This window comes from Enterococcus sp. DIV0175, from assembly GCF_050529075.1.
Classification (GTDB): domain Bacteria; phylum Bacillota; class Bacilli; order Lactobacillales; family Enterococcaceae; genus Enterococcus_B; species Enterococcus_B thailandicus.
This window is the reverse complement of the sequence record NZ_CP172880.1, coordinates 2,082,733-2,108,364: the sequence shown is the minus strand read 5'-3', so window position 1 is coordinate 2,108,364 and position 25,632 is coordinate 2,082,733. Positions and strand designations below refer to the sequence as shown.

Genomic DNA, 25,632 nt, shown 5'->3' with positions numbered 1-25,632 from the left:
GGCAAACCTTATCTTGATGAGGAGGAAGAAACAGATGAAGACTAGTGAAGAAACAGATGAAATTTATAAAGGTCTCTATTTGTTGAAAGGTAAATTGAAACAGCCTAAATTCGATGCCTCAGTCAAGTATTCAACAAAAAAAGGTGAAAATATGAACTTTGAGTACGCAACTCTCAAAGCTATTGAGCAGGCAATAAGAACTGCATCTCAAGAGGCTGAAAGTGGTATCGACTTTGGTCAAGATGTAACTACAAGTGATAATCGTGTTGATATAACTACATGTGTCTATCATTCAAGTGGTCAATATATTATTTATGGACCACTAGGGTTTCCGTGCAACACAAACAACCCTCAAGCCTTAGGAAGTGTCATTACTTATGCAAAAAGATATTCGTTAGCAAGCTCTTTTGGGATTGTTGCTGATGGAGATGACGACGCAGCAATTGGAGCTGATGAGAATGAAAACATTAAGAGTGAAGATAATCTCCAGTCTGATTTTAAACAGACTTTCGATGAATACGTTAATCAAATAGCTAGCTTAACGAATCTTACAGAAGATTCTGTTATAGCGACAACTCTAAAAAGTAATGGATTTACTGATTTTAAACAAATTGAAAAAAACTCTTACTCAAAAATTATTGGTTTTCTTAAACATCATGCGATGAAAGAAGAACAAAAACATCGAGAATCTATGAAAAATAAATTGTCTTGGGAGGACCTATAGATGACAACAGAATTATCAACAGAGCTACTGTTTGACGTAGCTTACACACCAAGCACGATTAGTATCGTGAACGAGGATCAATTATCTGTATTGATTGATGCGACAGTCAAAAAATATGACAACTTAATTTTCAAAGAATCAGATATTAAAGATGCAAAAAAAGCCCGTACAGAGCTAAACAATATTTTCACGTTGATTGATGATAAACGCAAAGAAGTAAAAAAAGAATTTAATGAACCATTAAAAAACTTTGAAGAAAAAATCAAAGAGTACAGTCAAGAAATCAAACAAGTATCAAGTAAAATTGATTCTCAAATCAAAGATTTTGAAAATAAGGAAAAAGAAAGTCGTAGAGAGATTGTTTTGGCTGAACTAACAGAGCAAGCAAATAATTACGGATTGGATCCATTAGAAATTTCATTAAATCCAAAATGGCTTAACGCAACAAACTTTACTACAAAAAATAATCTTACTAAAAAAGTTGAACAAGAAATTTTAGCAACTTGTATCGAACTGAAACAGAAAAAAGATGCAGTCGAACAAAATAAGAAATTAGTCGAAAGCTATGCTAAAGCGAATAAATTAGAACCTCGAGCGTGGATGACGTTAGTTGATGAAGGACTAACTGCGCCAGCAATATTCAAAAAAATTGATGCAACAGCTAAAGAAATACTTCAACAAGAACAAGAAGAGTTGAAAAATGCTGAGGTTGAAATTAAACAGGCAGTTGAACCAAAAACAGCAGTCGAAGTTCAAAAAGAATTGCATGAGAATATAAGCGAAAAGTCACTAGATGAACAGTTGTATTCATTCACTTTGAAAATTGAAGGAACAGCAAAACAAATTTCAATCATCAAAAAAACAATTGAAGATTTACATGTCGGCTACACAGTCGAAATGGAAGAATGAGATTTTTAGCAAAAGTTCTTGAAGTGAAAAATAACTGGTTACGAATACAATCAACAAAATTACTCAATCGTGATTTTTTAAATTTATTGTCAGACGGTCAAGAGCTTTATGTAGAAGTGAAAGTACATGACAATCGCAAGATGTCTTCAAAACAAAATGCACTTTCACATGCATTGATACGAGATATTGCAAGATATAGCGATGATGACCCACAGCAAACCGAAACATGGATGAAATACTATTACAAAGGCAAAACAGGAGAAATATTTTCTCATAGCTTAGCAACAAAACAGGAGGCAAATGAATGGATTCATTTCTTAATTGATTTTGTTTTAGAATCAAATGTTGAGCTACCTGGAGACTATATCTATCTACTGGAAGATAACTACTGGTTTTACTCATGTTTGAAACATCGAAAATGTTGTATTTGCGGAAAACATGCAGATATTGCCCACTTTCAATCAGTGGGCTCAGGTAAGAACAGAAATAAAACAGATCACCGCTTATTGTTGTTGATGGCACTATGTCGTGAACATCATCAACTACAGCATCAGCAAGGTGTGAACTATTTTGTGAAAACTAATCGAATTATACCAGTTCGGTTGGAAGAAGAAGACATTTTAAAACTCAAATTGACTTCTAAGAAGGCGTTAGACGAGTTTAAGCAGAACGAAGTGATAGAAGGTCATTTCAACTTAGAAATAGCATGATTTTTTAGGAGATGATGACGTGGCAAGACCTACAAAAGACGGTCTTGATTATTTTCCTCTCGATGTTCACATCTTTGAAGATGAAAAAATAGAAGCAATTGCTGGCGAATTTGGTATCAAAGGTGAGCTTGCAGTAATCAAACTGTTATGTGCGGTATATGAAAAAGGATACTTCGCTGTATGGGATGAGCTGACAAAAGCAAAACTTTTGAAACGAATACCAGGCGCCAGCAAGGAATTGCTTGACCAAGTTGTAAACCGCTTAGTTACGTGGGGATTCTTTAATGAAGACCTGTTTAACTCGGCTAAGGTATTAACTAGTCAATCAATCCAAGCCACCTATTTTGAAGCAACAAAAAGACGAAAATCACCAAAACCGACTAAGTACGTGATTATTGCTAACAATAACTCACAAGATAAGACAGTTAATGTTAACAATAACTCACAAAGTAAAGTAAATAAAACTAAAGTAAATCAAAGTAAATCAAATACTACTGAAAAAGAACAGTATTCAATCAGGATATATTCGTATCTGGAACAGAATGGTTTCGGTAGTCCTTACGGAAATACAATGGGTCAAAATATTGATTTTTGGTTCAAAGACCTTGAAGAAGCTGGTCTAACTACTGAACAAGCAGATGCTTGGCTGATTCATGGTGTAAATACTGCTATTGAAAGTAACATTCGCCAATGGAAGTATTTGGACGGCATATTAAAAAATCGTTTTAACCTTAAATTATTTAGCAAGTCAGCTATCGACGGTGCAGAGGAAAAGCGAAAGAACAAGCAACCCGCTGGTTATCAAAAAAATGTAAGGCGTGAAGAGCTTCCTGATTGGGTTGATAAGCCACAAGAAGACGAAAAGCTTGATCCGCAAAAACAAGCAGAAATTGAAGCTAGATTTGCAGAATATAGAGCTAAGAGGGCAGGTGTGACAGTTGAATAAGATAGATGTCCCACCTAAAAAGAGACCTCGGTACTCATTGAGTGATGAAACCATAGCTAAGCTTGAATGGCTTTACGAACAAGAAAAGAAAAAGTCTGGCAAACGTATTTATCAGTCAGACACGCTAACAAAAATTATTGATGATGCTTACACGGTGAAAAAAGCATTTAGAAATTGAGGTGTTTATTTTGTCAACAGTCACAAGACAAGAAAAGAAAAAAGCAAGAATGAAGTTGCTCCTTTTAATGGATAGTGATCCAAAGTGGGACAGAAAGCCAGAAAAACGTAAATTAAGAAACCAATTGATGTCGATTATTGACGGTAGCTTTGTACCAAGCGACAAAATTATTTTCAGCCCAGAAGAGCGAGCAGAGGAATATCTAAACAATCATCCAGAACTTGAAAATGAAGTTGTCGAAGCAATTAAAAACAACATGACGAAAAAACAAATAAAAGAATATCTTTCTTGCACTGATGTAATTATCAATGCAGTTAGACGTAGAAATGGTTTAGAAGAACATCGTTCTTCACATTTTAACGAAGACGAAAAGACTATTAAAAAGGTTTATCAAGAACAAGGGATTTCTGGTTTGAAAACTTGTTACGGAATTAGCACAACAACTGCTTACAAGTGGATAAACAAGTACAAGTTGCCTAAAAAAACTGACGAAAGAATCTATCGAGTTGTTTTTCCTGATGGCAGTTTAAAAGACTTTAGTAGCCAATCGGCGTTAGCGATGTTCGTAGGACTATCTAAGTCAACCGTTAAACAAAAAATAAAAGACAAAACTAGCGATAGCGAAGGTCGCAGATATGAGAAGGTAAATAAATGATGGAATATATTTCAATTTACGGTGAAACAATCAAAGGCAAAATAGTTAGCGAACTAGAAAATACAGTAGTCGTTGAAGATAAAAGAGGCGTTCGATACCTCGTTCATAAAAAGAGCATTGATCCAAAACGTAAGAAGCCGAACTTTGACTTGTTGGCTACTCAAAGTTTTGGCAAGTGTCCAGAAAATAAAGTTCAAAAAATCGGGTATTACTAGGAGGAACACGATGAATAAACAAGAATTGATTTATGGATTAACGATTTTAATTCAAAAAAATATTTAAATTAGGAGGCCGACAAATGATAAAATATTTGTTTTTATCTTTATTTCTTAATTTTATTTTTCAAGCGATAATCTTAAGAATATACAGCAAAAGTTTAGCTGATGAACTAAAGAAACACGACGAAATAATTGATAGAAAATTACTATTTTTGAAATACTATATTGACAAAATCACGCCCTAAATTTGTAAGATCAACTCTTCCTTTTTGTATTATTGGTTCTTGAAACATTATTCCCCCAACTTCTCGAGGTGGCATATTTCTCAGATTGGAAATAAACTCAGTATTTTCGAAAGAAGTATACATTGCCTCATGGTAGTCGCTTCCTAAAGATAGTTCTTGATCAATTTTTAACAAGCCAAACATCTCTAGGGTATCTAAAACAGTGCGGGAGTTAGTGTCAAAGCCCTCTACGGAGAGAACAGTATTTTTAAGAATCGGTAAACTTCTATAACCATTTACTTCATGTAAAGTTGCTTGGACTAAAGGCATAGCACCATGACTGTCATTGATTTTTTTTAGAAACAGTGCATCAGCGTTGGTTAAGTTAGATAAGATATGAGAAAAAGAAGGAAGAACTTTATTATTTTTTCTATCGTCAAGCGTAGAAACTAGTAAATTAGAGAATAATTCTCTCATGAGTTCTTCGTCTAATTGATATCGTGAGTCTTCAAGAGATTTAAAAGCTAATCCAACTTTTGAATCATCTCTATTTTCTTCAGGGATTGATTCAGTTTTTTCGTAGATTTTTTTTTGAAAATCCAAAAGGTCCTTTTCTTTTACTATGTTGTATCTTCTAAGTCCATCTAATGAGAAATGGAAGAAAGCATCAACTACAGTCTGTAAAGCATTTCCAGTAGATTTTGTAGCAGGATTTACTAAATTTTCTACAGTGCTTTGTGGTATAGGAATCTTTGTAAAATCGTTGTCAGTAATTTTGAACACCTCTTTAATTTGTCGGTTACTCACTAACGATTAAATTATATCAAAACAATAAATATTATGTTTAAGCAATTTCAATAATTTCTGAAAAGGAGGAATCAAAATGAACAACAAACACCGCAGAGTTGCGAGACTGAAAAAGCAATCGATATGGTGAATCAGTATTCGGACAAATAAAAAAAGGTAGCTGACCACTCGCTACCTAACAGAATATTGAAGAATGGAGTTGCCCGTTTTCCGTCAGGCAACTCCGCTTGTATATGGTATAACGAACATTCCAATTCGCTATTCGATGATTTTATCATGAAAGAGGTAAATGAAAAAAGCACTAAGCTTTCGCTCAGCACTTAATGTTATCTAGTCAATGACATTATAGCACAAAAAAGGAGCGATTTGACTTGATGCAGTTACTACGAGAGGTAGATTTCAGACAGACAAGATGCAATGCGAGAGATGTACTTAAAAACTTTAGACGTTTAGAAAGACTGGCTGGTCGCTCTTTGGTAGATGTTAAATCACCAATAATTACAGATATGCCGAAAAGTGGAAGTTATAGTAACAAAGCAGAGGACGCAGTTATTCAATTAGTAGATATAGAGAATGAACGCGACGCAATACTAACTGGACTTATGTCATTAAGCTTAAATAGTCGTCAAATACTGTACTGGAGCTACTGTGTGACTGATACTTATTCGAATTACAAAATTAGTCGTGAAATTGGTTATTCAGAAAGAAGTGTTCAACGTATGAAATCAGAAGCATTGATTGAATTTGCTGAGGCATACAAACATGGATCACTAATTGTATACCTGTGAATTTTGGCGGTTTTTTGGCGGAAACGTGGCGGTTTTGGTTCGTTTTACGGTGATATTATGATAGTGTCGAGAGATTGGTGATAGGTCTTCGACAAAATAAAATGTAAGGGAGGAAGTCTCCCTCATCGTTAAAGCTTCCATTTATTAAGCATTGATGCTTACTTGTATAAAAAAAGGAAGATCAGTAATTAACTGATCTTCCTTTTTTTTATCACAGATAAAATCAGCATAGTATAATAAATACCTTGCAATATTTTAACCATGATTGATAGTAGAACTAACATAATTAACTCCTACTAAATTGTCCTAGAACATTATACCATCTATCAATGATAGATGTCCATCTTATTTATGTGGCGGAATGTTTAACACTCATCTATGTATTAGATACAACTTACAAGGTTCGATTCCTTGTCAGCGACTTTATATTTTGCAACCTTCATAAATGATGGTCACAATTTATTAGGTGCATTTCCATTGCAATCGAGGCTGTGGTAGGGAGGAGAAGCGCGACGTCGGGCTTGTGTAGATTGCTAGTACATATGAGATCGCTCTTTGAGTGGTCTTTTTATTTTGTTTGAAAGGAGGATTGAACTCATGAAAGAATATACTACTAAAGATTTTGAGGAAATGAAGCAATTAAAAAATGACTTCGAAGAGGTTGGTCAAGGTCAAGCATTTACAATTGGAACTATTCAACGTAGATTGCGTTGTGGAAAGGAACGAGCTAACGCTCTTTACAATGACTTGATTTCAGATAGAGAGAAGGCCACGCGATGAGGAGTTACTGGTATGTATCACTATCAAACAAATATCCTCATCCAAATCACGATGATCCAATTCGTGATGTGCAATCAGTTCAAATCAAAAAGAAATACTCAGTCATCGAAATGACAAGAGAAGCTACTCCTTTCGAGCTAGATAGCTGTCGACTGGTTTATTGTGGGCACGGCTATTTCAACGAACAGAATATACAGGCTAACTTATCCAGGTATGTGTGATTTTTGTGGGTTTTCTTAACGAATCAATCATGGTCCTTAACACATGTTCTTCCCTGAGGAGGTAATATGTTAACAACAAAAGAATAAGGGAGAATGATAACAATGAACGCATTACAATTAGCCGAAAAAATTAAAAACAATGACGAATGGAGAAAAGCATATAATCGAATTATTAATGCGAAAACTCATGAAAGAAAAATGAAGGCATATGCAAATTTTGAAAAGAAATTTGGTATTAACTTAAATGATTCCATTGGCATTTACGTAAAAGGATTTTTATAAAAAGTCTCTTATAAGAGGCTTTTTATTTTGGAGGAAAATATGGAAATTATAAAAATGAAACTGCAAGACCTGAAACCTGCAGACTACAATCCACGAGTTGAGCTTGTTCCAGAAATGGAAGAGTATCAAAAACTAAAAAAGTCAATTCTTGAATTTGGTTTTGTGGATCCGCCGATTTTCAATAAGCAAACTGGAAATTTGGTTGGTGGGCATCAACGTGTAGCTGTGGCAAAAGATTTGGAATTGTTTGATGAAATAGAAGTGTCTGTTGTTGATTTACCATTAGAGAAAGAAAAATCTCTTAACATTGCCTTGAATAAGATTTCTGGTCAGTGGGATGAAGACAAACTCGCTATTTTATTAAAAGATCTAGATGATGATTCATTAGATTTATCTGGTTTTGCAGAAGATGAGATTCAAGATGTTATTGATCAATACGATATGAAGCTAGATATGGAAACTGAATCTGTTGATGATGATTTTGAGATTGAACTTCCTGAAAAACCTAAAGCAAAACTGGGAGATATTTATCAGCTGGGTCATCATCGATTGATGTGTGGTGATAGTACAGATGCCATCCAAATAGAAAGACTTATGGATGGAGAAAAGGCAGATATGCTAATCACTGATCCGCCGTATAACGTAAACTATGAAGGAAAAACAGAAGATGCATTAACTATACAAAACGATAACAAAACTTCTATTGAATTCTATGAGTTTCTAAAAAGTGCTTTTGATGCAGTGGCTAGCAATTTATCTAAAGGCGCATCTTTTTATGTATGGTATGCATCATCCGAGGTCGTGAATTTTGTTACAGCATTAGTTGATTCAGGTTTTTTAGTTAAACAAGAACTCATATGGTGTAAAAATGCTTTTGTGCTTGGTAGACAAGACTATCATTGGCAGCATGAACCATGTTTATATGGATGGAAGTCTGACGGAAGTCACAAGTGGCGTGGAGATAGAAAACAAACAACCATTTTAGAGTTTGATAAGCCGTTAGCCAACAAAGATCATCCAACAATGAAGCCAGTACCTCTATTTGATTATCAGATTAAGAATAGTTCTAAAAAGGGCGATAAAGTCTTAGACGCGTTTGGTGGAAGTGGTACAACTATGATTGCATGTGAACAAAACGAACGTCATGCGTATTTAATGGAGTTAGATCCTCGATATGTAGATGTCATTATTCGTAGATGGGAAGAATTTACAGGTGAACAAGCAATAAAACTAAACTGAAATAAAAGAAGCCGAGTGCGCTAACACTCGACTACTCAACGAGAACCAAAAGCCCTCGAAGACACAGAAGCTAGCACGCGTGCGTTTCAGACAGTTCTGTGTCTTTTAGCATCATATCAGATGTAGAGGTGCTTGCACAATGGAAAATGAAAACTTTGATTTAGACTATGAGATTAAAAAGGCTGTAGAGAAGGCAGAATCGATTGACGAATACAAAAAGATTATTCGTGTTGCCTTAGGAAAGTGGCTTAAAAATCTACAATCAGGTGAAATCAAGTTAGATAAAGTTTCCGATTTAAAAATATTGATTGAAGCTGACCTTATGTTGAAAGATATTGAGAAGTAAAAAATATTAGAGTATCTTTAATTTAACAACAAAAATAAAGGAAGTGTTTGTTAATGGGATACTTGGATTTAAAAGAAATGCTGACTGATGCTAAAAATATTGCTACAGGAGCGAATGATCTTCAATTAAAATCTATTTTATTAGATATTCAAGGTGCAGTTTATGACTTGCAAGAAGAAAATAGGAATTTAAGAAATAAAATTCATGAGTTAGAGAGTAATGAAATTTTAGACGCTGAACTGGAGTACAGGAATGGGGTATATACCAAAGGAAAAGATGTGTTTTGTTCAGTCTGTTGGGATAGAGATAAAAGATTATCTAGAGTTCGAAAAGTAAAAAAATCAGAAAAAGGAAATACTGCATATTCTTGCGATGTTTGTAAGCAATGGAGATTTTCAGATATTAAATGGGAATAAGAAAGTAGTTGAAAAAATAGCTTACTAAATGTTTGCATCTTGTAAAAATTAGAAAACAAAACTCAACCTAAAAAGATTGTGAGGTGGTGTGTATTGAATGGCAAGACAACGTGATCCAAGACGTGACGAAGCCAAGAAAATTTGGTTAGACTCGAATGGTGAAAAGAAATTAAAAGAAATTGCATCTGAACTCAATGTTTCAGATTCACAGGTTAGAAAATGGAAATCAGTTGATAAATGGAGTGCTGAATTGAAAGGTAATGTTACCAATGCAAAAGGTAACGTTACTAATCAAGGTGGCGCTCCATTTGGTAATCAGAATGCAAAAGGTAATAAGGGTAATAGTCGTGCATCTCCTCCGAAGAGAAACAAGAACGCACTCAAAACAGGTGAATATGAAACGATATTTGCTGATGTTTTATCAGATGAGGAGCGGATGATTTACTACAGTTTTGAAGACGACCCGCTTTATATCTTATCTGAAGAAGTTCGTCTATTAAAGATAAGGCAACTTAGAATGATGCAACGTATTAAAAAAGCTGAATCTGGTCTAAATGAAGAAGAGATTGAACGACTACAGCAATTGCGAAAGATTAAAACGCCAGTAGATGTAAATGGGAAAATGCTTGAAGTCAAAAGAGAAGTGATGCAAGATGTTCAAATTACTAGAAAGACTCATCGAAAGATAGATGATATTTTAGCCATCGAAGCTGGTTTAACTAGAATAAGCGCACAGTTAACTCGAGCAATTAAACAAATGACTGAATTAAATGTACAAAGCAAACGAGCAGACTTGATGACAGCGCAAATGGAAAAACTCAATGCTGAAATTCGAGAGCTGAATGGTGGCGATGATGTACCGGAATCAACGGTCATCGTTGATGATATTCCATTAGTCGAAAGTGAGGTTGATTCAAATGGCGATGATGGCCAAGAAGAAACAAACTCAAATTAAGCTAACTGGGATGATTAACCCACATTTTTATAAAGTTTGGCATGCAAAGTGTCCTTATGTTTTGATGAAGGGCGGGCGTGGCTCTTTTAAGTCATCGGTTATTAGCTTGAAATTGGCTACTGAAATGAAGAAACACACACAAGCTAAGCATAAAGTGAATGTAGTATGTATGATGAGTCAACACAAGTACTTGCGTGATGCTGTTTATGAGCAGATAAAATGGGCTCTTTCTATGTTGGGTATATCTAAAGAATATAGATTTCGTACATCTCCACTGCGAATTATCCATAAAAAAACGAGTTCTGCTTTTTACTTCTATGGCGTTGACGACCCTTTAAAACTTAAGTCTAATGCAATCGGTGATGTTATCTCGTTGTGGTATGAAGAAGCTGCTAACTTTGAAAGTGCAGAAGTATTCGATCAAACGAACGCCACTTTCATTCGTCAACGTTCACATTGGGTGGATCAAGTGCAAGTCTACTATTCATGGAACCCGCCTAAAAATCCATATGATTGGGTAAACGAATGGGTAGAGAAATGTATGAGGTTAGATGACCATTTAGTGGACCACTCAACTTATTTAGATGATGAGCTTGGCTTTACTGATCCGCAACAATTAAAGCTCATTCAAACTTATCGTGAAAATGACGAAGATTATTATAAGTGGCTGTATCTAGGTGAAGTAATTGGGTTAGGTACGCTCATCTATAATATGGATCACTTCCATCCGATTGATGAGTTGCCAAACGATGACTATATTACACAAATAAGTTTCTCTATTGATAGTGGTCACCAGATTTCTGCTACTACATGCGGTTGCTACGCTATTACGAGGAAAGGCAATGTAATTCTATTAGACACTTATTACTATTCGCCAGAAGGAAAAGTGAATAAGAAAGCACCAGACGAACTAGCAAAAGACTTACATGAATTTATTGAGAAGTGCCAAACAAAATATAATAAATTCGCTTATAAGATTACAATTGACTCGGCTGAAGGAGCTTTAAAAAATCAATACTATAAAGATTACGGTACAGCTTTTCATGCAGTAGCTAAAGCAAAAAAAGTGGATATGATTGACTACGTTCAAAACTTACTGGCTCAAGGTAGGTTTTTTTATTTGGACACAAAGGCTAATCAAATCTTTATCAAAGAACATCGAGATTATCGATGGGACGAAGATACATTACAATCGGATGATCCTAAAGTTATTAAAATAGCTGATCACACATGTGACCAGTTCCAATATTTTGTGAAAGACAATCTCGGTGACTTGGGTCTGAAATGGTAGGTGAGAAAATGGGAGTGTTGCAACGAATTAAAAACTTTTTTAGGAAAGGAGTGAAACGTGCAGGTATGCAAATTAACGGTAGAGAACTTGGAAAGATTACAGATCATCCTAAAATCGGAATTGATCCAAAGGAATATGAGCGAATAGCAGAAGACTTTCGTTATTATGCTGCTGACTTTCCGCAAGTCAAATATATTGACTCTTACGGTGAACGTATGAACCGCCAATTCAATTCTTTGAATGTTGCTAAAACAGCTTCAAGGAGATTAGCAAGTATTATTTTTAATGAGAAATGTAAAGTAACGCTTAACACACCAGACACAAAGACAGAAAACACTATCAATTTAGATGAAGCAAATGCCTTCTTAGAAAAAACGCTATACGCGAATAACTTCTATAACTTATTTGAACTGAACCTTGAAAAAGGTATTGCGGCAGGTGGTTTTGCTATGCGTCCATATGTCGATAATGATGAAATTAAAATTTCATGGATTCGTGCAGATCAGTTTTATCCACTGCGATCAAACACAAATGAAGTTAGTGAATGTGCAATAGCAACACGTTCAATTCAATCAGAGGGCAATATAAACTATTATTACACATTGCTTGAATTTCACGAGTGGGTGAACGGTAATTACGTTATCACGAATGAACTATATAAATCAGAATTAGAAAGTTCAGTGGGAAAACAAGTACCACTCGAAACGATTTATCCTGATTTAGCAGAAACGGTAACGTTGGAAGGACTCAAACGCCCACTTTTTGTTTATTTCCGCACGCCTGGAGCAAATAACAAATCGCTAGAAAGCCCGCTTGGATTGGGTATTGTCGATAATGCTAGAGAAGTATTAGACACAATCAATTCTACTCACGATCAATTCACATGGGAAATTGACATGGGACAACGTCGAGTAGTAGTTCCTGCAGAATTCTTAAAAACAGATGAAGCACATCCTCCGATGTTCGATAGTGGACAGAACGTTTTCGTTGGTATGTACGGCGCTGAACGTGTAGGTGTACAAGACATTACAACGGCTATTCGTACTGTTCAATATAAAGATGCTATTAGCCATTTCATTAAAGAGTTTGAGGTTCAAGTGGGATTGTCAGTTGGTTCCATGAACTATGCTGATGATGGACTAAAAACAGCCACTGAAATTGTTTCTAATAATTCAATGACGTATCAAACTCGTTCAAGCTATTTGACGATGGTGGAAAAAGCTATCAATGAACTGATTCACTCTATTTTTGAATTGGCAGGATACAAAGAATTCTTTAGTATGCAAATGCCACTCATTGAATTAGAATACGAAAGTTATGTTGTTAACGTGAGTTTTGAAGATGGCGTTTTTGTCAATCAAGATAAACAGCAAGAAGATGACTTGAAAGCGGTGGTTGCTGGTGTCATGCCGAAAAAACAATTTTTAATTAGAAATTATAATCTGACTGAGGAAGAATTAGAGGAGTGGTTAAGTGATTTAACCAACGAAATGCCATCACAAGAGGCAGGAACTAATGACAGGCGTAACCAAGACGCCATGTTTGATGTAGGTGATTAGAGTGATTACTCCAGAAAAAATGCAAAAACAAGCTGATGCGATAACGAACGTTTACTCGTTATTAGAGGACAAAATCTTTAATTTAATCATTAAGACATTGCTTAAACGCGATATCAGTAAAGTTGATAAGAAAAATGTGATGCTTTGGCAAATTGAACAGCTTAATTTAATGGGTGTGTTGAATGATAAAGTCATTAAGTTGCTAGCACTTTATACAAAGTCATCGCAAAATCAAATTAAGAAATTGATTGTTGATAATGGAATTCAAATTGTGAATGAAATAGATAAAGAATTAGAACGTATGCTTAAAAAAAGTGTACCTGTCACGAAAGAAATAAATGAAATTCTTGATTCATTTCTAAATCAAACGTTTCTAGATTTGAACAATAATGTGAATCAAACGTTAATCACTTCAAATTATAGTCAAAATTCAACGATGAGAGCTTATCAAGCAATCATTAAGCAATCGACCCTAGAAACCCTAACTGGTCTAAAAACGCATGAACAGGCTGTAAGAGATAACGTGTATAAAATGGTCGATGAAGGACTTAAATCTGGTTTTAAAGACAAAGCTGGACGTGAGTGGTCGATGGAAGCTTATTCACGTACTGTAATTGAAAGCACTACACATCGAACATTTAACGATTTACGTTTAAAGCGAATGAAAGATTTCGATTGTGTCACTGCTTTAATGAGTAGTCATTCATCAGCAAGAAAAGCGTGCGCAGGGATACAAGGAGACTGGGTTCTTACAGTGCCAAAATCAAAGGCACCAAGAGAATTTCACCATATACCTTCAATCTACGATCACGGATATGGTGAGCCATGGGGAACACAAGGTACTAATTGTTCTCATATTCTTTACCCTGGAATACCAGGAGTAAATACAAATAACCAGCCTCAATATGATCCCAAAGAAGTACAAAAAAATGCTGAAATCAAACAAAAACAACGGAAATTAGAGCGTGATATTCGTTACCAGAAGAAACGCTTAGCATCTGCAAAAGCATTGAATGATGAAGTGGTGCAAAAGAAGTGCAAAGATATGATTCGCTATAAGCAAAGTCAAATAAGAGAACTGGTCAAAGAACATGACTTTTTAACTCGTGATTATAGCAGAGAACAAGTTTATTTAAGTTGAAAGGGCTGATACGTCATGAAAAAGTTGATTATCAAAAAGAAAAGTACAGCTCGAGGAGATAAGATGCACGTTGGAAACTATGACATTTTAGTTGATGGCGAGCCAATAGATGCTAGACATCTTAAAAATATCAGAATCGAGGGTGTAGCTGGTGAATATCCAACTGTAGTGCTTGAATATGCGCCTAGGCAATTAGAAATTGATGGGTTAGTAGTAAATATTTCTAAAGAGGAGGCTAAATAAGTGGAATTTAAAGAAGCAAAAAGAAGAAAAGAGCGTGGGCAAACAAATGAAGAGTTTCTGAAATGGGTAATTGCTGAAGCAAAGGACTTTGAACAAATATCAATTACAGTGCAGTTTCCTTCTGGTTTGATTGAAACTTATTTTAGCCAAGAAGGTAGTTTGCCACTTGTAGGAATGCTAGAAGTTGGAAAGCAACAAATATTAAATGATATGAACAACTAGAATTTATCGCCCTGAACACGGCGTTAAAAGGTTTATTTTTTATACTCTCGTGGTCGTTGCCACGTTAAATATTCGAAGGAGGAAACAAAATGAAACGTGAACAACTGAAAGAATTAGGGTTAACTGATGAACAGATTGGTTCTGTTATGGCTCTACATGGGACAACTGTTAATGAATTGAATAGTAATGTTGCAACTGCAGAGCAACAAGCAAATCAATACAAAGAGCAGTTAGATGCGAATCAATCTGAACTTGATGCTTTGAAAAAGTCGGCAAAAGGGAATGAAGAACTTACCACTCAACTGTCTGAACTTCAAGAAAAGTACAATCAGGCTAAATCTGATTCAGAAACCAAAATTGCAGAAATCAAAAAAACTTCTGCTGTTGAATTGGCTTTAACCCAAGCAGGCGCTCGAAATATTAAAGCTGCAAAAGCTTTGTTAGATAACGAAAAATTAGAGCTATCAGATGAAGGAATCAAAGGACTTGAAGAACAACTAACAGCACTCAAAGAAAGTGATGCTTATTTGTTTGAGCAGGACACATCTACTCCGCCACCAGCTGACAAAAAGGCGACTTTTGACGGTAACGCTTCTGGTACTGCTACACCTAGCCAAGACGACGCAACTGCACAAATGATTGCTGCAATGACGAACGATATTCCAAAATAAAGAAAGAGGGAAAATACACATGGAAACATTAAACAAAATGATTTTACCAATGAAGCTACAAATGTTCGCTGATAATGCTACTTTGAATTATGCAGAAGCATATCAACAAGGACTGCAAAAACGTTATTCAGAAAATGGGATTCTATATTCTCAAAAACTATGGAATTCTCCATCGAATGGTTTATTGAAATGGGTAGGAGCGAAAACCGTTAAAGTTCCTAAATTACTAATCAAAGGTGGACGTAAAGACCGCACACGTCGTTCCATCACAACTGCAGGAGCAAATTATGAAAACCAGTGGGAAACTTACGAATTGAAAAATGAACGTTACTGGGATACTTTGGTTGATCCATTAGATGTTGACGAAACGAATTTTGTTACTTCAATTGCTAATATTACTAAAACATACAATGATACAGAGAAAATTCCTGAAAAAGATAAACAAATGTTCTCGTCTCTTTATACTTTGAAAAAAGCAAAAGACGGTGGAAAAGGAATTACTGAACTTGAATTGACTACTGAAAATATCTTGACACAATTTGATGAAATGATGACAGCGATGGATGAAGCAGCAGTTCCAGCTGTAGGACGTTCATTATACGTTACACCGACTGTTAAAAAAATCTTGAAAAACGCTCAAGGGTTGCAACGTACTTTATCTGTTCAAAATAATAACGGTGTGATTGATCGTGCGGTAAATCGTTTAGATGAAGTAACGATTGAACCAGCCGTTCCATCAGCATACATGAAAACTCTTTATGATTTCACTGTAGGTGCAGTTGAAGACCCAACAGCTCAAACTATCCAAATGATGCTAATTCACATTCCATGCATGTGCGCACCAGAAAAATATTCATTCGCTGGTTTAGATAAACCTTCTGCTTCCACTTCGGGTAACTATTTATACTATGAACAATCATATGACGATGTAATTTTGTTTGAAACCAAAACAGATGGCATTTCGTTTGTTGTAACTCCTGCACAAACAAGCGGTGGAGGTGAATAAAAATGAAGGCAAAAAAAGGGAATCGAGTGATTGCTGTAGATGACACTGACAAAGATTTTTATAAAGCTCAAGGTTATGACATTGTCGAATTAGACGAATCTCAAACAGCTTATAAAGTTGTCGAATCAGCAACTGGCGGAAAAACATATACTGTTAAACAGTACAATGCATTGTTAGCTGAAAACGAAAAATTGAAGCAACGCATTGCAGAACTAGAGAACAGTAACGAACCAAATCGTGACGAGTTAAAACAAAAGTTAACAGAATTGGGTGTAGAGTTTGCGAATAACACTTCAACTCAAAAACTAACTGAATTGCTAAAAAATGCTGAAACAAAAGGAGAAGTTGAGTAACCTCTCCTTTTTGTTGTGAGGTGCTTAAATGAGCTATTTAACATTCGAAGAATACAAAAAACTTCGTTTCAATAAAATTCAAGATAAAAATAAGTTCGATGAACTTGAACCATACGCTGAACAGCATATTGATCGTTTAACATCTGACTATTACCTAATAAATAAATTAGAACTCGATACAAACAGCTATCGAGTTCTGAAATTTAAAACGGCAATGGCCATTCAAACGGAATACCTTTATTCAATTGGTGGTAAAACTTCTCTACAAGAGTTATTGAGCAGTTCACCGTCAAGTGTTAGTATTGGTCGGATGCGTGTTGAATCAGGAAACTCTAATTCTGCCACTTATGGTAGGACTTTGGTTTCATCTGAGGCATATGACGAATTGCTTCGGACAGGTCTTTTATACAGAGGAGTTGATTATAAATGATTCCACAGATGCCAAAAGAATTCTGTAATCAGTCAATTATTCTTCGTTTAAAAAAAGGAAGCGATAAATGGCAAAAACCGATTTTTGAAGATGACATTACTATCGAAAATATGATCTTCCAACCTCAAACGGTATATAGTGGTTCGAATAATAATAGGAAAGTGGTAGCAAATGCTATCGCTTTTTTATTTTCTAATGTTTCAAGTCCTATGCCTGAAATTTCAAAGGAGCATGTGGGTTCTGAGATTATTTTTGAGGGCAAAACTTATTCTTTAGTGACTATCGTAGATAATCGGAATCCATTTAGTAATGAAGTTTACTCATACGAGTTGGAGGTGCTGTGATGCTTCATGTAAAAATTGATAAAAATGGAGTAGAACGAAAGCTTTCGGTCGTTAATTTAGAAAAAGCTTCTTACTTTATGACTAACCAAGCGCACGCAGATATGAATCTATACGTGCCAAAAAAGGAAGGTCACTTAAGACGTGATTCTTATACTCGTGATAATCATATTATTTTCACGGCTCCATATGCTAAAACGCAGTTTCGAGGGCTAATTGTTACTAAAACAGGTCGATTAGTTCGTATCAAACGATACACAACTCCTGGAACAGGTAGACGTTGGGATTTACGTGCTAAGTCAAAACATATCAATGACTGGCGAAAGGCGTTCATTAAAGGGGGGCAACTATAGTGGATCTCTTAGAACGATTAGCCGATTCTATTGATTCTGTTAAAGGAATGCCGATGCCATGTTCAATTGGTTTCTTAAACGGTGAAGATACCTTGTGTGTTTATACACTTCCAGGAAGCCGAACAACAGAAGAATACTTTGACGGAACTAGAGAACGTGAAATGCTTTATGAAATTGGGTTTAATACGAAAGACCAAGAAAAAGCGAATAGGGCTCTGTGGCTAATATCAAATTATTTAGAAAAACTGACTTCGATTCAATCGGAAAATGATAGTTTTGAATTTATTGGAATTGAAATAAGCGATACTCCTTTCGTAAGTGAACAGGACAGCGAAGGGTTATCAACATACTTACTAGATGTAAAAATCATGATTCATCAATTTTAGGAGGAATTTACTAATGAAAAATATTTTACCAATGGACCTACAAACATTTGCTGACCCAGCTCCAAGCAAAGAGTTTTTACTAAACTTTAAAAATAAAGTAGAAATTGACGTAGCTGGCAATAAATCACTAGATGCAATCGAAAGTGCAGATTTTGCTTTACTTGCAGCAGGAATTAGCAATATCACACCTGCAGCAGCCGATACAACTGATGCTACTCCGTATTACGACGGAGAAGGATTTACTGAATCGGAAGTAACAGGTAAAAATATTACGTTTGCCATTTCTGGTCATCGAGTTTTCGGGGATAAAGCACAAGATTTTGTTGCAAAACATTTCTTGTCAATTGGTGATGAACTTCGCACACTCGCTCGTTGGACTGACGCGAAAGGAAATAAAGTTCAAGCAGTTGTCACTATGACGTCTATCGTGCCATTTGGTGGTGCTGCTAATGCTAAACAAACATTTAGTTTCACTCTTGCATTTAATGGAAAGCCGGTCTTAGAAGAAGCGGGGGAGTAATTAGCCCTACAAGCGTAACGCTGAACAAAACAACGTTATCGCTCGCTGTTGGGGCAAATGAGACGCTAGTAGCGACTATTCTACCTACAAACACAACAAATAAAAATGTGGCTTGGTCAGCTGTTGATTCTACCATTGCCACAGTTGATACAAAAGGTAAAGTAGTTGCTGTTAAAGCTGGTACAACAAAAATTACAGTAAAAACGGTAGATGGAAATAAAAACGCAGAATGTGCACTAACTGTCACCGCACTATAAAACTATTTTAGAGCAGATGAGCGATTGGCTTGTCTGCTCTTATATTTCAGGAGGAAAACATGGCTATTAACAATGTAATTGACTTAGATGCCAAATTATCGCTAACAAAATCTGTGAGAATTGCAGGAAAAGTATATGAAGTTCAAATTTCAGATGAAATTGACAAAGTCTTAACTGATTTAACGACTTTTGATATTCCAGACCAATTAAAAAATATGACTTCAAAACTTGAAAAAATGGATGAAAATGACAGTGAAACTAAAGAATTCAAAGAATTTACTCAATCCGAAATGGATGAATTAAAAAATAAAGCCGTAACTACGCTAGATGTGATTCTTGGAAATGGTGAAGGTAATCGCGTTTATAATTTTTACAACAAAAGCACAAAAGCCCTTTTCACAATCATCGGATTGCTTGAAAAAGAATTGGGAGAAGTTGTTTCTGAGCGTAGTAAAACAGCAAAAAAACATTACAAAAATAATCGTAAGAAGTGATTAGATGTTTGATCTAACGAGAAAACCAGAAACAACAGTGATTATTTCAGGTAATGAATATCAAATTGATTTGTCTTTTGACACAGTTATTCGATTCTATGAACTAATAGACGATAAAAATTTGGAATCTATAGAAAAAATAATTCTTGGCTTCAAATTGTTTTATATCGATTCGAAAAAAGCAGAAGATACATTCACTTTTGAAGAAATGCAACAAGCTATTAACGACATAGTTGACTATATTCAATCGAATCCGTATGGAAGCGTTGGAAGTGAAGGAGAAACGACTGGTCAGGATTCAAATATGAATTACTCGTACTCACAAGATGCTGGAGCTATTTACTCTTCGTTTATGGCAGATTACAAAATCGATTTGTTAAATGAGCAAGGTTCAATGCATTATCTAACTTTCAAAGCATTGATGTCTGGTTTAAGCGAAGATACTCAATTTCAACGGATATTAGCGATTCGGTCAAGAAGTATCGCTGGTTTAGAAGGGGAAGAGTTAAATAGCTTATTAGAACTGAAAAATTATTATGCTCTTGAGTCTGAAAAAACAGTTAACAGTCTTGATGACCAGTTGGGCGATATGTTTTCTATGTTAGCAGCACAAGCCAAATCATAAGGAGGTGAGTGTTTGAGCGCAGATGCAACAATTAATATTGACGTGATGCTGTCAAATTTACCTAAATTTAAAACAGACGTTAATTTCGTGGATGATGTATTAACAAAATTGGGAATGAACACAGGTTCAAAAATTGACGATTCATTTAAAGCTGAGACCGCAAAAGTTACAACAATTGCCAAATCAACAAAAAAAGATGTCGATCAAACTTTTGATAAACCAGTTAAGTTCACAATCAAGGCTGATAATTCGGATGCTGAAAAAGACGTCAAAGAAACAAAGGCTTTTTTAAAAGGCATACCGAAAAGCAAAATAACTGAATTAAAGGCGGACAATGACGGGGCATCACTGAAAATAAAAGCTACAAAAGAGGGTATAAGCAAGATACCTAACAAAAAAGAAACAGTACTTAACGCAGATGCTTCACAAGCAAAAAACGAAACAAAAGAGCTCGGTGATACTGCTGAAAAAACCGAATCTAAGTTTATCAGCTTGAAAGATAAATTATCAATTGGTGCGATTGCTGGTGCTTCTTCACAAGCGTTGCAGATTTTAACAGGTAGTTTTTCAGATTTGATCGGTGAAACTACTCAATCATCTGACGCAATGGATAAATTCAAATCTACGATGCAATTTGCTGGCTTTACAGAAAAAGAAACAAAAGAAGCTGCTAAATTTGTAAAAAAATATGCAGATGACACAGTATATGAATTGTCCGATATCTCGAATACTACTGCCCAGTTAGGAGCGAATGGAATTGCAAATTATCAAGAGCTAACAGAAGCAGCAGGAAATTTGAACGCTGTGGCAGGTGGTAATGCTGAAACATTTAAATCAGTAGCAATGATGCTTACGCAAACGGCTGGTGCAGGTAAACTAACTACAGAAAACTGGAATCAAATGGCTGATGCCATTCCCGGTGCATCAGGTAAAATGCAAGAAGCGATGAAAAACAACGGTGCTTTCACAGGGAACTTTCGTGACGCGATGGAAGAAGGTCAAATATCAGCTGAAGAATTTAGTAAAGCGATTGTTGACTTAGGTATGACTGATGTAGCTGAAGAAGCTGCAAAGTCTACTAAGACTTTTGAGGGCGCAATGGGTAACCTCCAAGCGAATATCGTTACTAAAATGAACGAGATTGTTGATGGCATCGGTAAAGATAAACTTACAGATATCATCAGCTTCATATCAGACAATACTACTAAATTATTTGATTCTATTTTGAAAGGCATAGATTATTTAAACGATAATCAGGATAAATTATCGAGTATCTTTGATAATTTGAAAAAGATTTCTAAAATATTTTTTGGTGCTGCGTGGGACACGGTTCTTGATATTATTGAAAAACTCACTGGCAATTTTAGTTTACTTTCAAAAGAAACTGGCAAAACGAAAGACCCATTACAACGATTTGATGATGTCTTAAGTGCGTTGTCAAAACACGAAAAAGGAATAGCTCTTTTAGGAAAAGCATTAACTACCTTATTTATTGCCAACAAAATTGTTGGTGTGGTTACAGCTTTTGGGAAACTGCTTGATATATTTGGTGGAACGGCGTTACTTGCTAGTCCAATTTTTCTTATACCTGCAGCAATTGCAGGAATTGGATTTGCGTTTTATAAAGCATATAAAACAAGCAAGCCATTTCGCGAGTTCATAGATGGAATTGTTGATGCAGTAAAAAACTTTGTAGAGGTATCTTTGAAGAAAATAAAATCATTTTTTAAAAATGTATCAGAAGGATTTGTTGAATTTAAAGAGTCGGTTACAGAGAAAGTTACTAGCATCAAAAAAAGTATCAAAAAGGTTTTTAATTCCATTATCGATTTCTTCAAAGAAGACTGGAAAGAAGTATTAACATTCATTCTAAATCCAATTGCAGGTACAGTTGCTCTATTGTACAAACACAATAAGAAGTTTAAAAAGTGGGTAGATGATTTACTTGATACTATCAAAGATGGATTGAAAGCTTTTAAAAAGAAAGTTCTTGATCCACCATACTATGCAATTACAGATTTGATTGATAAAATAGCTAAAACTTTTTCAAAATGGATGGGCAAAATAGAAAAAGCCCTAGAAAAAGCGGGGAAGAAACTTGGGAAAGCTGCAGAGGTAATTTTTTGGCTTATCTATGGTCCAATACGACTAGTCGGCAGAAAAATAAAAAAAGGGTTCGATGAAGTTGTTGAATGGGTAGAAGACAAACTTGAAAAAGCAGGAAAAATAGTTGGGAAGGTTGTCGATAAAATCTCTTCAACAATAAAAAAAATATTTAATTCTTTATCAAAATCAGTAAAAAAATCAATGGAATTATTTACTGAATATGTTATTGAGCCTGTGAATTCAGTTCGAAAAAAAGTCGTTAAAACAATTAGTAACTTAGTAGATAAAGTAGTCGATTTCTTTGTTGATTTAGTCAATATTACAAAGCACAAATGGAGAGAAATAAAATCCTCGATGGAAAAACCGGTTGACGATGCTAAAGAAAATGTCTCTAAAACCATCAGCAAATTAAAAGAAAAAATAGCTGAAATTTTTGACCGTATCAAATCAACAACTAAAAGCGCATGGAATACAATTAAGCGCTACACAGTGGAACCAATAGAGGACGCCTACAAAAAAGTAGTTAAAAAAGTAGGAGAGATTTATTCTGGTGTGACAAAATATTGGAATGATTTAAAGGACAAAACAAAAGAAAAATTCGATGAAATTGTTGACTATGTTAAAAAAGTCCCTGGTCGTATCGGCAAAGCTTTTAAAGATGGAAAAGAAGCAATCGGCGATGGTGTTAAAGCCGCAGCACAATACATGATAGATATTTTGAAAAAAGGTGTGAATGGTGTAATTGGTGGTATCAACTGGGTTTTAGAAAAAGTTGATGCACCAGATTCAGTTCGAATTGACGAATGGAAACCTAAGGATGTTGCAAAATTTGCTACAGGTGGTATTCACCAAGGTGGGTTGATGCTTGTTAACGATGGCGAAGGAGAGGAATTGGTTCGACATCCTGATGGAAGAATGGAAATTCCAAAAGGGAAAAATGTTTTGATGCATGCGGAAGCTGGTACTCAAGTATTGAATCATAGCCAAACAAAATCGTTTGCTGAAGCTTTTGGTATTCCAATGTACTCAAAAGGGAACGTAAGCAATCTAGGTGATTTCTTCAAGTCTGCGTGGAATGGAATAAAAGACATTGGTTCTGATATTTTAGATGCAGTTCAACATCCAGTGGAGTTTGTTAAAAAAGCTATTTCGGAACATGTGAATTTTGATGCTACTCATCCAGTATTTGATATTGCAACAGGTGGTGTCAAGAAAGTAACGAATGGCGTTATGGATTGGATCAAAGATAAAATAGCAAGTTTTGGCTCTATTGGTGGAAGTTTTGATGGAGCAATGGCTGATAATGTTTATAAATATTTAGTCGATATTGCAAATCAGACCGTAAGTAAATTTGGTATGAGTGGAATAACTTCGGGTTATCGACCAGGAGACCCTTACTACCATGGAAAACACCAAGCGATTGATATTGCTTACCCTGCTGGAATGAATGGTTCAAGCAAGTATTTCGACCCTGCAAACTGGGTATTTGAACACTTTGCTGATAAGGTTGGCTATGTTATTACACAAGGGAAAGTTCGAGATAGAACAGGCCAATCAGGACAACCAGCCACAGGTGAATGGGAACCTTGGCCAGACAATGACCACTATGACCATTTACACATTACAGGTAAGCTTGGCTCAGGTGATATTTATAAAGCAGGCGAAGGCGGCGGGAAAGGTTCGCCTACAGGTTCTGGCGTTGCAAGGTGGACTAGCCAATTAAAAGAAGCCTTGCGAATGAACGGACTGCCAACTAATGCTTCGTATATCAATGCTTGGTTAAGGCAAATTGAAACTGAGTCGGGTGGTAATGAACGAGCCGTTCAAGGTGGGTACACCGATATTAACTCCATAAGTGGTGATCTAGCCAAGGGACTTTTACAAACTATTACAGCAACGTTCAATGCATTTAAATTTCCTGGTCACGGAAATATTTTCAATGGCTTTGATAATATGTTAGCTGCAATCAACTATGCTAAAACTCGATATGGATCATCTATGCTTTCGGTAATTGGTAACGGACACGGTTATTCAAATGGGGGAGAAGTATTTGGGCCAGAGTTAGCTATGTTTGGTGAAGACCCTGCTTATCCATATGAAATAAACATCAATCCTGCAAAACCAAGTGCAGACATGCTGATTCAAAAAGCGATTGTTGCAAGAGAAAGGTACAAACCAGCTGTACAAGCGAATCAAGCAGTTTATTCAAATCAACATTCAAATGGCGGAAATGAGCACAAAACGATGAGTAAAAAAGATATTGAAACAATCGTCCAAGCGTTAAATGAAAGACCAGTGCGCGTCGAAAGTATTCTTGATGGTGAAAAAGTCAGCAAGAACTTCGATGAACGAGGTGGTAGTGAATTAACCAAAAAAATGTACATGGGAGGTGGGCTAAGTTTTGGAAAATAAAACGCTCGTCTATTTACAATTTAGTGATGGATTATATAATCTTTTAGAAAACTATCAAATAAAAATTATCGATATTAAAGTGGGAATGCCAGTTCCCAAAAATGAATTTACCTCCTCGTCTGGATCAAGAGGACAAAGATTGTCAACACACTCTTTTGATGCTTTTCCACTCACGTTTGACTTCGATTTTTTTGCTAAAACATTAGATGATTTAATACTCGTTGAAACGGAATTGAGAGAATTGTTTTTTCGTGAGACCGAGTATTATTTTATTTATTCGAAAGAACCTGGAAAGAAATTTCTAGTCACCATTGATAGCATTACCTCAACTAAAAAAGCATTTTATATGGGTAATTTTTCTATTTCATTTAATGTATATAAAGGTTGTTCAGAGGCTTTAACATCTACATTATCCGACTTTGATTTGGGCGATGAATGGCAATTTTCTCAAGGTCTATTGGCTGACGATTACAAGTATCGGCATGATACGAGTCGATTTGATATTTTTAATGGTGGTAGCTTTGAAGTCAATCCGAGAGAAAGCTATTTACAAATAAAAATTGAAGGTGAATCCGAAGGTAATTTGACAGTTTTCAATCGAACGACAGGTGATAGATTCGTCTATTATCCTAGTTTATCTACCGATTTAGGTCAGACTTTAATTATTGAAGGAGTCTATCCCAAACTAAATGGGGTTAATTGTGGAATTGATACGAATCATGGGCTGATTAACTTAGCTGAAGGGATAAATGAGATTGAAATTCAGAATATTACTCGTGTACGTTCGTCTTGGGATTTCAATTTCTTGTATAAGTAGGTGAGTC

At 35.5% G+C, this 25,632-nt stretch carries 34 protein-coding genes; 33 read left to right on the top strand and 1 reads right to left on the bottom strand.

The window, feature by feature from the left end; genetic code table 11:
• Positions 1 to 34 precede the first annotated feature (34 nt).
• From IGJ76_RS09950 to IGJ76_RS09920, 7 genes are read left to right on the top strand one after another with little or no spacing between them, the layout of a single operon-like run.
• Positions 35 to 724, top strand: coding sequence for an ERF family protein (locus IGJ76_RS09950; RefSeq protein ID WP_311798409.1), 690 nt, complete (start codon positions 35 to 37; stop codon positions 722 to 724).
• Positions 725 to 1,633 carry a DUF1351 domain-containing protein gene (locus IGJ76_RS09945; protein ID WP_430596597.1) on the top strand — a complete coding sequence of 303 codons (909 nt, stop codon included), beginning with the start codon at positions 725 to 727 and terminating at the stop codon, positions 1,631 to 1,633. It abuts the gene before it with no gap.
• Positions 1,630 to 2,343 (top strand): putative HNHc nuclease, encoded by a 714-nt coding sequence (locus IGJ76_RS09940; RefSeq protein ID WP_311798407.1) that lies wholly within the window; start codon positions 1,630 to 1,632, stop codon positions 2,341 to 2,343. The genes IGJ76_RS09945 and IGJ76_RS09940 overlap by 4 nt, the downstream gene beginning before the upstream one ends.
• 19 nt (positions 2,344 to 2,362) lie before the next feature.
• Positions 2,363 to 3,289 carry a DUF4373 domain-containing protein gene (locus tag IGJ76_RS09935; RefSeq protein ID WP_311798406.1) on the top strand — a complete coding sequence of 309 codons (927 nt, stop codon included), beginning with the start codon at positions 2,363 to 2,365 and terminating at the stop codon, positions 3,287 to 3,289.
• Entirely contained in the window at positions 3,282 to 3,467 is a 186-nt protein-coding gene (locus tag IGJ76_RS09930) for a hypothetical protein (protein WP_270608815.1), read from the top strand. The genes IGJ76_RS09935 and IGJ76_RS09930 overlap by 8 nt, the downstream gene beginning before the upstream one ends.
• Positions 3,468 to 3,477: 10 nt before the next feature.
• A complete protein-coding gene (locus IGJ76_RS09925) occupies positions 3,478 to 4,122 on the top strand; it encodes a hypothetical protein (RefSeq protein WP_430596596.1) in 645 nt (214 codons plus the stop codon).
• Positions 4,119 to 4,337 carry a hypothetical protein gene (locus tag IGJ76_RS09920; RefSeq protein ID WP_430596595.1) on the top strand — a complete coding sequence of 73 codons (219 nt, stop codon included), beginning with the start codon at positions 4,119 to 4,121 and terminating at the stop codon, positions 4,335 to 4,337. The genes IGJ76_RS09925 and IGJ76_RS09920 overlap by 4 nt, the downstream gene beginning before the upstream one ends.
• Positions 4,338 to 4,546: 209 nt before the next feature.
• Here the strand turns inward: IGJ76_RS09920 and IGJ76_RS09915 are convergent, their stop codons facing one another.
• Positions 4,547 to 5,371, bottom strand: a complete 825-nt coding sequence (locus IGJ76_RS09915) for a DUF4393 domain-containing protein (protein ID WP_430596594.1) — start codon at positions 5,369 to 5,371, stop codon at positions 4,547 to 4,549.
• Between the two features lie 374 nt (positions 5,372 to 5,745).
• On the opposite strand from IGJ76_RS09915, the gene IGJ76_RS09910 reads away from it, so the two are divergent.
• From IGJ76_RS09910 to IGJ76_RS09785, 26 genes are all read left to right on the top strand, one after another.
• Entirely contained in the window at positions 5,746 to 6,159 is a 414-nt protein-coding gene (locus IGJ76_RS09910) for an ArpU family phage packaging/lysis transcriptional regulator (protein ID WP_430596593.1), read from the top strand.
• Between the two features lie 597 nt (positions 6,160 to 6,756).
• Positions 6,757 to 6,939 (top strand): hypothetical protein, encoded by a 183-nt coding sequence (locus IGJ76_RS09905; RefSeq protein WP_430596592.1) that lies wholly within the window; start codon positions 6,757 to 6,759, stop codon positions 6,937 to 6,939.
• Positions 6,936 to 7,160 carry a hypothetical protein gene (locus tag IGJ76_RS09900; RefSeq protein WP_430596591.1) on the top strand — a complete coding sequence of 75 codons (225 nt, stop codon included), beginning with the start codon at positions 6,936 to 6,938 and terminating at the stop codon, positions 7,158 to 7,160. Before IGJ76_RS09905 ends, IGJ76_RS09900 begins: the two co-directional genes overlap by 4 nt.
• Positions 7,161 to 7,262: 102 nt before the next feature.
• Positions 7,263 to 7,442, top strand: a complete 180-nt coding sequence (locus tag IGJ76_RS09895; protein WP_181914412.1) for a hypothetical protein — start codon at positions 7,263 to 7,265, stop codon at positions 7,440 to 7,442.
• A gap of 39 nt (positions 7,443 to 7,481) precedes the next feature.
• Positions 7,482 to 8,681 carry a site-specific DNA-methyltransferase gene (locus tag IGJ76_RS09890; RefSeq protein ID WP_430596590.1) on the top strand — a complete coding sequence of 400 codons (1,200 nt, stop codon included), beginning with the start codon at positions 7,482 to 7,484 and terminating at the stop codon, positions 8,679 to 8,681.
• Positions 8,682 to 8,820: 139 nt separating this feature from the next.
• Positions 8,821 to 9,027, top strand: coding sequence for a hypothetical protein (locus IGJ76_RS09885; protein ID WP_430596589.1), 207 nt, complete (start codon positions 8,821 to 8,823; stop codon positions 9,025 to 9,027).
• Positions 9,028 to 9,080: 53 nt separating this feature from the next.
• A complete protein-coding gene (locus tag IGJ76_RS09880; protein WP_430596588.1) occupies positions 9,081 to 9,443 on the top strand; it encodes a hypothetical protein in 363 nt (120 codons plus the stop codon).
• Positions 9,444 to 9,540: 97 nt separating this feature from the next.
• Complete coding sequence (gene terS, locus IGJ76_RS09875; protein ID WP_430596587.1) at positions 9,541 to 10,398, top strand: phage terminase small subunit; 858 nt, start codon at positions 9,541 to 9,543, stop codon at positions 10,396 to 10,398.
• Positions 10,361 to 11,689, top strand: coding sequence for a PBSX family phage terminase large subunit (locus IGJ76_RS09870; RefSeq protein WP_430596586.1), 1,329 nt, complete (start codon positions 10,361 to 10,363; stop codon positions 11,687 to 11,689). Before terS ends, IGJ76_RS09870 begins: the two co-directional genes overlap by 38 nt.
• The gene (locus IGJ76_RS09865; RefSeq protein WP_311823826.1) at positions 11,683 to 13,248 is read left to right on the top strand and encodes a phage portal protein; all 1,566 of its coding nucleotides are present in this window, start codon (positions 11,683 to 11,685) and stop codon (positions 13,246 to 13,248) included. The genes IGJ76_RS09870 and IGJ76_RS09865 overlap by 7 nt, the downstream gene beginning before the upstream one ends.
• A gap of 1 nt (position 13,249) precedes the next feature.
• Positions 13,250 to 14,389 (top strand): phage minor capsid protein, encoded by a 1,140-nt coding sequence (locus tag IGJ76_RS09860; protein WP_311798376.1) that lies wholly within the window; start codon positions 13,250 to 13,252, stop codon positions 14,387 to 14,389.
• 15 nt (positions 14,390 to 14,404) lie between these two features.
• Positions 14,405 to 14,632, top strand: coding sequence for a hypothetical protein (locus tag IGJ76_RS09855; RefSeq protein WP_311798375.1), 228 nt, complete (start codon positions 14,405 to 14,407; stop codon positions 14,630 to 14,632).
• The gene (locus tag IGJ76_RS09850; protein ID WP_311798374.1) at positions 14,633 to 14,854 is read left to right on the top strand and encodes a hypothetical protein; all 222 of its coding nucleotides are present in this window, start codon (positions 14,633 to 14,635) and stop codon (positions 14,852 to 14,854) included.
• 89 nt (positions 14,855 to 14,943) lie between these two features.
• Positions 14,944 to 15,525, top strand: coding sequence for a phage scaffolding protein (locus tag IGJ76_RS09845; RefSeq protein WP_270376109.1), 582 nt, complete (start codon positions 14,944 to 14,946; stop codon positions 15,523 to 15,525).
• Positions 15,526 to 15,544: 19 nt separating this feature from the next.
• Positions 15,545 to 16,531, top strand: a complete 987-nt coding sequence (locus IGJ76_RS09840) for a capsid protein (RefSeq protein WP_349703241.1) — start codon at positions 15,545 to 15,547, stop codon at positions 16,529 to 16,531.
• 2 nt (positions 16,532 to 16,533) lie between these two features.
• Positions 16,534 to 16,884 carry a hypothetical protein gene (locus IGJ76_RS09835; protein ID WP_270608847.1) on the top strand — a complete coding sequence of 117 codons (351 nt, stop codon included), beginning with the start codon at positions 16,534 to 16,536 and terminating at the stop codon, positions 16,882 to 16,884.
• Positions 16,885 to 16,912: 28 nt separating this feature from the next.
• On the top strand, positions 16,913 to 17,314 hold the full coding sequence (locus IGJ76_RS09830) for a hypothetical protein (RefSeq protein ID WP_430596585.1): 402 nt from the start codon (positions 16,913 to 16,915) through the stop codon (positions 17,312 to 17,314).
• The gene (locus tag IGJ76_RS09825) at positions 17,311 to 17,658 is read left to right on the top strand and encodes a putative minor capsid protein (protein WP_270346619.1); all 348 of its coding nucleotides are present in this window, start codon (positions 17,311 to 17,313) and stop codon (positions 17,656 to 17,658) included. Before IGJ76_RS09830 ends, IGJ76_RS09825 begins: the two co-directional genes overlap by 4 nt.
• Entirely contained in the window at positions 17,658 to 18,008 is a 351-nt protein-coding gene (locus tag IGJ76_RS09820; RefSeq protein WP_195339407.1) for a minor capsid protein, read from the top strand. Before IGJ76_RS09825 ends, IGJ76_RS09820 begins: the two co-directional genes overlap by 1 nt.
• Positions 18,008 to 18,394: a phage tail terminator protein gene (locus IGJ76_RS09815; protein WP_430596584.1), complete on the top strand. Its 387-nt coding sequence runs from the start codon at positions 18,008 to 18,010 to the stop codon at positions 18,392 to 18,394. Before IGJ76_RS09820 ends, IGJ76_RS09815 begins: the two co-directional genes overlap by 1 nt.
• A 13-nt stretch (positions 18,395 to 18,407) precedes the next feature.
• Positions 18,408 to 18,914 carry a phage tail tube protein gene (locus IGJ76_RS09810; RefSeq protein ID WP_430596583.1) on the top strand — a complete coding sequence of 169 codons (507 nt, stop codon included), beginning with the start codon at positions 18,408 to 18,410 and terminating at the stop codon, positions 18,912 to 18,914.
• Positions 18,914 to 19,171 carry an Ig-like domain-containing protein gene (locus IGJ76_RS09805; RefSeq protein WP_430596846.1) on the top strand — a complete coding sequence of 86 codons (258 nt, stop codon included), beginning with the start codon at positions 18,914 to 18,916 and terminating at the stop codon, positions 19,169 to 19,171. Before IGJ76_RS09810 ends, IGJ76_RS09805 begins: the two co-directional genes overlap by 1 nt.
• Positions 19,172 to 19,230: 59 nt before the next feature.
• Positions 19,231 to 19,665 carry a hypothetical protein gene (locus IGJ76_RS09800; RefSeq protein WP_270608853.1) on the top strand — a complete coding sequence of 145 codons (435 nt, stop codon included), beginning with the start codon at positions 19,231 to 19,233 and terminating at the stop codon, positions 19,663 to 19,665.
• A 4-nt stretch (positions 19,666 to 19,669) separates the two neighbouring features.
• Complete coding sequence (locus IGJ76_RS09795; RefSeq protein WP_047929148.1) at positions 19,670 to 20,290, top strand: Gp15 family bacteriophage protein; 621 nt, start codon at positions 19,670 to 19,672, stop codon at positions 20,288 to 20,290.
• Between the two features lie 12 nt (positions 20,291 to 20,302).
• A complete protein-coding gene (locus tag IGJ76_RS09790) occupies positions 20,303 to 24,808 on the top strand; it encodes a tape measure protein (RefSeq protein ID WP_430596582.1) in 4,506 nt (1,501 codons plus the stop codon).
• A complete protein-coding gene (locus IGJ76_RS09785; RefSeq protein ID WP_430596581.1) occupies positions 24,798 to 25,625 on the top strand; it encodes a phage tail domain-containing protein in 828 nt (275 codons plus the stop codon). The genes IGJ76_RS09790 and IGJ76_RS09785 overlap by 11 nt, the downstream gene beginning before the upstream one ends.
• Positions 25,626 to 25,632 lie beyond the last annotated feature (7 nt).

Bases quoted from the DNA above. Each gene is read 5' to 3' on its own strand.
- IGJ76_RS09950 (WP_311798409.1), top strand. From the start codon at position 35: ATGAAGACTAGTGAAGAAACAGATGAAATTTATAAAGGTCTCTATTTG.
- IGJ76_RS09945 (WP_430596597.1), top strand. From the start codon at position 725: ATGACAACAGAATTATCAACAGAGCTACTGTTTGACGTAGCTTACACA.
- IGJ76_RS09940 (WP_311798407.1), top strand. From the start codon at position 1,630: ATGAGATTTTTAGCAAAAGTTCTTGAAGTGAAAAATAACTGGTTACGA.
- IGJ76_RS09920 (WP_430596595.1), top strand. From the start codon at position 4,119: ATGATGGAATATATTTCAATTTACGGTGAAACAATCAAAGGCAAAATA.
- IGJ76_RS09910 (WP_430596593.1), top strand. From the start codon at position 5,746: ATGCAGTTACTACGAGAGGTAGATTTCAGACAGACAAGATGCAATGCG.
- IGJ76_RS09905 (WP_430596592.1), top strand. From the start codon at position 6,757: ATGAAAGAATATACTACTAAAGATTTTGAGGAAATGAAGCAATTAAAA.
- IGJ76_RS09900 (WP_430596591.1), top strand. From the start codon at position 6,936: ATGAGGAGTTACTGGTATGTATCACTATCAAACAAATATCCTCATCCA.
- IGJ76_RS09895 (WP_181914412.1), top strand. From the start codon at position 7,263: ATGAACGCATTACAATTAGCCGAAAAAATTAAAAACAATGACGAATGG.
- IGJ76_RS09890 (WP_430596590.1), top strand. From the start codon at position 7,482: ATGGAAATTATAAAAATGAAACTGCAAGACCTGAAACCTGCAGACTAC.
- IGJ76_RS09885 (WP_430596589.1), top strand. From the start codon at position 8,821: ATGGAAAATGAAAACTTTGATTTAGACTATGAGATTAAAAAGGCTGTA.
- IGJ76_RS09880 (WP_430596588.1), top strand. From the start codon at position 9,081: ATGGGATACTTGGATTTAAAAGAAATGCTGACTGATGCTAAAAATATT.
- terS (WP_430596587.1), top strand. From the start codon at position 9,541: ATGGCAAGACAACGTGATCCAAGACGTGACGAAGCCAAGAAAATTTGG.
- IGJ76_RS09870 (WP_430596586.1), top strand. From the start codon at position 10,361: ATGGCGATGATGGCCAAGAAGAAACAAACTCAAATTAAGCTAACTGGG.
- IGJ76_RS09865 (WP_311823826.1), top strand. From the start codon at position 11,683: ATGGTAGGTGAGAAAATGGGAGTGTTGCAACGAATTAAAAACTTTTTT.
- IGJ76_RS09855 (WP_311798375.1), top strand. From the start codon at position 14,405: ATGAAAAAGTTGATTATCAAAAAGAAAAGTACAGCTCGAGGAGATAAG.
- IGJ76_RS09845 (WP_270376109.1), top strand. From the start codon at position 14,944: ATGAAACGTGAACAACTGAAAGAATTAGGGTTAACTGATGAACAGATT.
- IGJ76_RS09840 (WP_349703241.1), top strand. From the start codon at position 15,545: ATGGAAACATTAAACAAAATGATTTTACCAATGAAGCTACAAATGTTC.
- IGJ76_RS09835 (WP_270608847.1), top strand. From the start codon at position 16,534: ATGAAGGCAAAAAAAGGGAATCGAGTGATTGCTGTAGATGACACTGAC.
- IGJ76_RS09830 (WP_430596585.1), top strand. From the start codon at position 16,913: ATGAGCTATTTAACATTCGAAGAATACAAAAAACTTCGTTTCAATAAA.
- IGJ76_RS09825 (WP_270346619.1), top strand. From the start codon at position 17,311: ATGATTCCACAGATGCCAAAAGAATTCTGTAATCAGTCAATTATTCTT.
- IGJ76_RS09820 (WP_195339407.1), top strand. From the start codon at position 17,658: ATGCTTCATGTAAAAATTGATAAAAATGGAGTAGAACGAAAGCTTTCG.
- IGJ76_RS09810 (WP_430596583.1), top strand. From the start codon at position 18,408: ATGAAAAATATTTTACCAATGGACCTACAAACATTTGCTGACCCAGCT.
- IGJ76_RS09800 (WP_270608853.1), top strand. From the start codon at position 19,231: ATGGCTATTAACAATGTAATTGACTTAGATGCCAAATTATCGCTAACA.
- IGJ76_RS09795 (WP_047929148.1), top strand. From the start codon at position 19,670: ATGTTTGATCTAACGAGAAAACCAGAAACAACAGTGATTATTTCAGGT.